A 6,015-nucleotide genomic window follows, 5' to 3' on the forward strand; every position below is an offset into this window, starting at 1 on the left:
CGTGAGCGACAACTCTGTAGTACTGCGTTACGGGGACGGCGAATACAGCTACCCGGTCGTCGACAGCACCGTCGGCGACAAGGGCTTCGATATCTCGAAGCTGCGCGCCCAGACCGGTCTGGTGACCCTGGACTCCGGTTACGGCAACACCGCGGCATATAAATCCGCGATCACCTATCTCGACGGTGAGCAGGGAATTCTTCGCTACCGCGGGTACCCGATCGAGCAGCTCGCGGAGCGCAGCACGTTCGTCGAGACCGCGTACCTCCTGATCAACGGCGAGCTGCCCACCGTTGATCAACTGTCCGCCTTCAAGCAGGACATCACGTACCACACCCTGCTCCACGAGGACGTCAAGCGCTTCTACGACGGCTTCCCCCGGGACGCCCACCCGATGGCGATGCTGTCGTCGGTCGTCAGCGCGCTGTCGACGTTCTACCAGGACAGCCACAACCCGTTCGACGAGCAGCAGCGCCACATCTCCACGATCCGGCTGCTGGCCAAGCTCCCGACGATCGCGGCGTACGCCTACAAGAAGTCGGTGGGCCACCCGGTCGTCTATCCGAGCAACGACCTCGGGTACGTCGAGAACTTCCTGCGGATGACCTTCTCGGTGCCCGCCGCCGAGTACGAGCTCGACCCGGTCGTGGTCAGCGCCCTGGACAAGCTGCTGATCCTGCACGCCGACCACGAGCAGAACTGCTCGACCTCCACCGTCCGCCTGGTCGGCTCCTCGCAGGCGAACCTCTTCGCCTCGATCTCGGCCGGTATCAACGCCCTGTGGGGCCCCCTGCACGGCGGCGCCAACCAGTCCGTGCTGGAGATGCTGGAGGGCATCCAGGCCAGCGGCGGCGATGTCGACTCCTTCATCCGCAAGGTGAAGAACAAGGAGGACGGCGTTCGCCTGATGGGCTTCGGCCACCGCGTCTACAAGAGCTTCGACCCCCGGGCGAAGATCATCAAGGCGGCGGCGCACGACGTCCTCTCGGCGCTCGGCAAGTCCGACGAGCTGCTGGACATCGCGCTGAAGCTGGAGGAGCACGCGCTCTCCGACGACTACTTCGTCTCGCGCAACCTCTACCCGAACGTGGACTTCTACACCGGCCTGATCTACCGGGCCATGGGCTTCCCGACCGAGATGTTCACCGTGCTCTTCGCGCTCGGCCGGCTGCCCGGCTGGATCGCCCAGTGGCACGAGATGATCAAGGAGCCCGGCTCCCGTATCGGCCGCCCGCGGCAGATCTACACCGGCATCATCGAGCGCGACTTCGTGCCCGTCGAGCAGCGCTGACGACCGCCCCTGAGGGCGGACCAGCGGGCGTCGCGGCCCGCCCGAGCATCCGGGGCCGCGCTGCCCGCACGGACGGGCACAGAAGACGAAAGCGCCCCGCCTCCGGATCCCCCCACGGGTCCAGAGTGCGGGGCGCTTCCCCTTTCCCGGTTGGATTCCCCCCACGGGATCCGTCCGGGCGCTCCGGGTTGCACCGCGATCTGCCGGGACGCGCACATCGGGAGGGCCGCTCAAAGCTCCCCGGGCACGTCGCCCCGGCCACGCGTGGCCGGACACGATCCCCCAAGATCGGCACGGCCGTTGCAGTGCAAGCCCCGCCGGGGTGCCTGCACTGCCCGGTTAGACTCGCGACCCCCCTCAATGGTTACGTTCCGATGAGTGTGATCTGGGTCTCTTGCCATATGGGGGCGAATGCGGTCAAGGGCCACGATCTGGAGATCGAGGCCCTGAGGTATGGGTGCTGTATCCCGGTGTGTCGGCGTTGTGGCAGTTGTAAGAACTGTGTGAAGGTTCCCGGCCGTGGGCCGTCGCGAGCGAGGAAGGTCGAGGTGCCACCCGAGAGTGCGGGGTGCCGCCGGGCCGCGCGCATGGGGCCCGCCGGCGGGACGCGGGCCGAGTCGCCGACGAGGACTCGGCTCGCGCCTCCAGGCGAGTGGGCACCCCGGGCTCAGACCGCCTGGCCCACGAGCTCGTAGCCGGCCTCGTCGACGGCCGCGCGCACGGCCGCCTCGTCCAGCGGCGCCTTGGACGTGACGGTCACCAGGCCGGTGGCCGCGACCGCCTGCACCGCACTGACGCCGGCGATCTCGCCGATCTCCGACGACACCGCACCCTCGCAGTGGCCGCAGGTCATCCCGGTGACCCGGTACGTCGTGGTGACCTCGCCGACCTGGACGTCGGTGCCTCCGGAGTGGCAGGAGCCTTCCGGGGTGCAGCAGGAGCTGTTCTCGGCCATGGGGGACTCTCCTTGTGGTGCCGATGTGGTGCTGGTGTGGGGTGCTGATCTGGGGTGCTGCTGAACTGGGTGCTGCCGTGGCGCGGGTGTCGGCGCCGTGTGTGACGCCTGGGGTTTGAGTTACCGGATGGGTAACGCGATGCCCAGGTGACTGCCAGTGCCTTTGGTTGCAGTGCCTTTGGTCGCAGTGCCTTTGACTGCCAGCGCCTTCCGACCTTAGTCACTGTATACCCCTAGGGGGTATCAATCCAGTCCCGCGCCACGCCCACCGCGTTGCCGTGCGCCCTGGCGCGCGTCAGCCTTGGGGTACGGACTTGGGGTACGGACTCGGGGGCGGATCCGAGGAGGCGGCCTGATGGACGTACTCGCCTTCTACGGCCTGCTGGTGCTCACCACCCTGCCGCCGCTGGTCCCCAACTCCGCCCTGCTCGTCTCCGCCGGCGTGCTCGCCTCCCAAGGGCAGCTCTTCCTCCCCCAGGTCCTCCTGGTCGTCGCCGGCAGCGCCCTGCTGGGGGACCTGCTGATGTACCTCGCCGCGTGGCGGTTCGGCGAGCCCGTACGCAGGTGGCTGCGGCGCAGCCCCCGCCGTCGGGCGCTGCTGGAGTGGACCTCGCAACGGATCGAGCGCTACGGCGTGCCGTTCGTGATCGCCGTACGGTTCCTGCCCAGCGGGCGTATCGCCGGGGCGTTGGCGTCCGGGGTCCTGCGCTACCCGCTGCGGAAGTACGCGCTGGGCGCCGGCATCGCCGAGCTGACCTGGGCCACGTACTCGGTCGGCCTCGGCTACCTCGGCACCACCGCCGCGGACCACCCCCTCTACGCCGCCGGAATCGGCCTGGGCGTCTCCGGTGCGGTCGCCGCCGTGGGCGCCGTCATCCAGTGGGCGACCCGCCGCCGCGCACTGCGGGAACGGCCCGACGGGTCGCGCGAACGCGACGCCGGGGGGCGGCCTGAACCCGGCGGGGACGGGCGCGGTGAACGTGACGGCGACGGGCGCGGCGGGTCGGAGCCTGGTGGCGTGCGGGCCGGTGTCGAGGGCGATTGTCGGCGGCGGCCCGATGCCCCCGAGGGCGCTCACGCCTCCGGGGCCGCCGGGCCGGGCGTGGCGCGGACATCGGCCACCGCAACCGGCTCCCCGGTGCGGCGCGAGCGCTCGCAGGCCTCGGCCACGTAGAGCGCCTCCAACGCCTCCGCCGGCGTGCAGGGGCTCGGCGTGCGACCCGCAGCGACGTCGATGAAGACACCCAGTTCGGCGACGTAGGCGTCGTGGAAGCGCTCCATGAACGTGGCGTACGGGTCGGCCGCCCGCTGCCAGGACAGCTTCGGCTCCGCGGACGGCAGCGGCGCCCGGTCGTCGAGACCGACGAAGCGAGCGCCCTCGGAGCCGCAGACCTCCAGCCGGACGTCGTGGCCGGCGCCGTTGTAGCGGGTCGCGGTCACGGTCGCCAGGGTGTCGTCGTCGAAGCGCAGCAGCGCCGCACAGGTGTCGACATCGTCGCCGTCGGCGAAGAAGGGCGCACCGCGGTTGGCGCCCTGGGCATAGACCGAGACCACCTCGCGTCCGGTCAGCCAGCGCAGGATGTCGAAGTCATGGATGGAGCAGTCCCGGAACAGCCCGCCGGAGGTGGGGATATAGGCCGCCGGCGGTGGGGTCCGGTCGCTGGTGCAGGCCCGCAGGGTGTGCAGCCAGCCCAGCTCGCCCGACCGCAGCGCCTCGCGGGCGGCGCGGTAGCCGGCGTCGAAGCGGCGCTGGAAGCCGATCTGCACGGGCACGGAGCCGGCCTGCGCCCGCTTTACGACGCCGATGGTGCCCGGTACGTCCAGGGCGACCGGCTTCTCGCAGAAGACCGGCACGCCGGCGTCCAGGGCCTGGTGGATCAGCGTGGCGTGTGCGCTGGTCGCAGCGGTGATCACCACGCCGTCCAGACCTTCCGCGTACATCTCCCCGATGCTCACGGCGGCCCGCAGGCCCAGGGACTCCGCCAGCGAGGCGGCGCGGTCGGTGTCGGCATCGGCGACCACGAGAGCGCTGACGCCCGGGACGTTCTGGAGGGTCTGCGCGTGGAACGCACCGATGCGCCCGGTGCCGATGAGGCCGATCTTCATGCTCGGTCCTTCCGGAGAGGGGAGAGGGGGGAGAGGGGGAGATGGGGAGGGGGGAGGGGAGGTGGTGCGGAGGAGGAGCCGTTGAAACGGTCGCCGAAGAGGGCGTTGGAACGGTCGTCGAGGCGGTCGTTGGAACGGTCGTCGGAACGGGCCTTGGAAGGGTCGTTGGAATGGGCCTTGGAATGGGCCTTGGTTTGTTGGAACGGTCCAATCCTCCCCGTCCGGGCACCCTGCATGTCCGGATGTCCGCATGTCAACCCTCGTGCGGCGGTTAACGGTGGTCGCAGGTGCGCACATTGACGTCGACCTGAGCCGATGGAAGGATTTCGGCCCATGGAACGGTCCAATGCACCTGGCGAGCCGGCCGACGCGTCGGCCGGCGAGCGGCCGGGCGCATCGCGGCCACCGACGATCCGCGGAGTCGCCGAGCGCGCCGGAGTCTCCAAGTCGCTGGTCTCCCTCGTCCTCCAGGGTTCGCCGCGGGTCAGCGACGCCAAGCGGCGGGCCGTGCTGGACGCCATCGACGAGCTGGGCTACCGACCGAACGCCGCGGCCCGCAGCCTGGTCGCGCGCCGTACGCACACCGTCGGCGTGCTGCTGAACGACATGCGCAACCCCTGGTTCGTCGAGCTCCTCGACGGCCTGAACTCGCTGCTCCAGGCGCACGGCCTACGGATGCTGATGGCCGACGGCCGGCTCGACCGGCGGGCCGGCCAGGACTTCGCCCGCACCTTCCAGGAACTGCGCGTCGACGGCCTGGTGGTCGTCGGCACGCTCCCCGACACCGAAGGGCTGGCCGAGGTCGCCGAGCGACTGCCGACCGTGATCGCGGGCAACCACGAACCCCGGCTACCGCACGTCGACATCGTCGCCAACGACGACGAGCGCGGCGCCCGCCTCGCCACCGAACACCTCATCGCCCTCGGCCACCGGCGGATCGCCCACATCGCCGGACAGGGCCTGGTCGGCGAGCTGCGGCGGCGCGGTTTCGAGGCCGCCGTACGCGCCCACGGCCTGGCAGCGGACGCCGTGGTGGAGGGCGGGGACGGTACCGAGGAGGGCGGCTACCGCGCCGCCGTACGGCTGCTCGGCCCGGCCCGCACACGCACCACCCCGACGCACGACCCGCCGCCCGCCCCCTCGCCCGACCCGGCACCGGGTCTCTCGCCCGACCTCGCGCGCGGTGGCCAACGCCCCACCGCCATCTTCGCGTTCAACGACATCTCCTGCATCGGCGCACTCTCCGCCGCGCAGGAACTGGGCCTGGACGTGCCCGCCGACCTCTCCCTCGTCGGCTACGACAACACCTACCTCGCCCGTATCCGCCACCTCTGGCTGAACTCGGTCAACAACGCCAGCTACGAGGTCGGCCGCCGCGCGGCACGCTGCCTCCTGGACCGCATGGAGCGCCCCGACGCCCCCGCCGGCCACCAACGCGTCACGCCGGAACTGGAGATCAGGGGCTCGGCGGCGCCGCCCCCACCCGCCTGAGGCCACCCGGAACCGCCGCCCCCCCGTTGCCGGGGTTGCCCACCCCGGCCGGCACGCAACCGGGCCCCGGCGCCGAACCTTGGGTTCTAGGAGTCGTTGCAACACCCCAGCTCAAGGGGTGCGATGGACTTCGAGATCCGCAAGGAGCGGACGGGGCAAGGGCGACGGAAGC

The 6,015-nt window shown here is 70.8% G+C and carries 5 protein-coding genes; 3 read left to right on the plus strand and 2 right to left on the minus strand.

The annotated features are described in order from the left end of the window. The first annotated feature begins 1 nt into the window (after position 1). On the plus strand, positions 2-1,291 hold the full coding sequence (locus AB0C96_RS18625; protein WP_362918720.1) for a citrate synthase: 1,290 nt from the start codon (positions 2-4) through the stop codon (positions 1,289-1,291). A 667-nt stretch (positions 1,292-1,958) separates the two neighbouring features. On the opposite strand, the gene AB0C96_RS18630 is transcribed toward AB0C96_RS18625, so the two are convergent. Then, a complete protein-coding gene (locus AB0C96_RS18630) occupies positions 1,959-2,246 on the minus strand; it encodes a heavy-metal-associated domain-containing protein (RefSeq protein WP_362918722.1) in 288 nt (95 codons plus the stop codon). A gap of 355 nt (positions 2,247-2,601) precedes the next feature. Here AB0C96_RS18630 and AB0C96_RS18635 point away from each other — a divergent pair, with 355 nt between their 5' ends. After that, positions 2,602-3,420: a DedA family protein gene (locus tag AB0C96_RS18635; protein WP_362918724.1), complete on the plus strand. Its 819-nt coding sequence runs from the start codon at positions 2,602-2,604 to the stop codon at positions 3,418-3,420. Here the strand turns inward: AB0C96_RS18635 and AB0C96_RS18640 are convergent. Then, positions 3,321-4,352: a Gfo/Idh/MocA family oxidoreductase gene (locus tag AB0C96_RS18640; RefSeq protein WP_362918727.1), complete on the minus strand. Its 1,032-nt coding sequence runs from the start codon at positions 4,350-4,352 to the stop codon at positions 3,321-3,323. The two genes, AB0C96_RS18635 and AB0C96_RS18640, sit on opposite strands and share 100 nt — an antisense overlap. A gap of 333 nt (positions 4,353-4,685) precedes the next feature. Here AB0C96_RS18640 and AB0C96_RS18645 point away from each other — a divergent pair, with 333 nt between their 5' ends. Further along, the gene (locus tag AB0C96_RS18645) at positions 4,686-5,843 is read left to right on the plus strand and encodes a LacI family DNA-binding transcriptional regulator (RefSeq protein ID WP_362918729.1); all 1,158 of its coding nucleotides are present in this window, start codon (positions 4,686-4,688) and stop codon (positions 5,841-5,843) included. The last annotated feature ends 172 nt before the right edge of the window (positions 5,844-6,015 follow it).

Origin of the sequence: Streptomyces sp. NPDC048506 (assembly GCF_040651315.1) — a bacterium.
Lineage (GTDB): Bacteria > Actinomycetota > Actinomycetes > Streptomycetales > Streptomycetaceae > Streptomyces.

Bases quoted from the DNA above. Each gene is read 5' to 3' on its own strand.
- AB0C96_RS18645 (WP_362918729.1), top strand. From the start codon at position 4,686: ATGGAACGGTCCAATGCACCTGGCGAGCCGGCCGACGCGTCGGCCGGC.
- AB0C96_RS18635 (WP_362918724.1), top strand. From the start codon at position 2,602: ATGGACGTACTCGCCTTCTACGGCCTGCTGGTGCTCACCACCCTGCCG.
- AB0C96_RS18630 (WP_362918722.1), bottom strand. From the start codon at position 2,246: ATGGCCGAGAACAGCTCCTGCTGCACCCCGGAAGGCTCCTGCCACTCC.
- AB0C96_RS18640 (WP_362918727.1), bottom strand. From the start codon at position 4,352: ATGAAGATCGGCCTCATCGGCACCGGGCGCATCGGTGCGTTCCACGCG.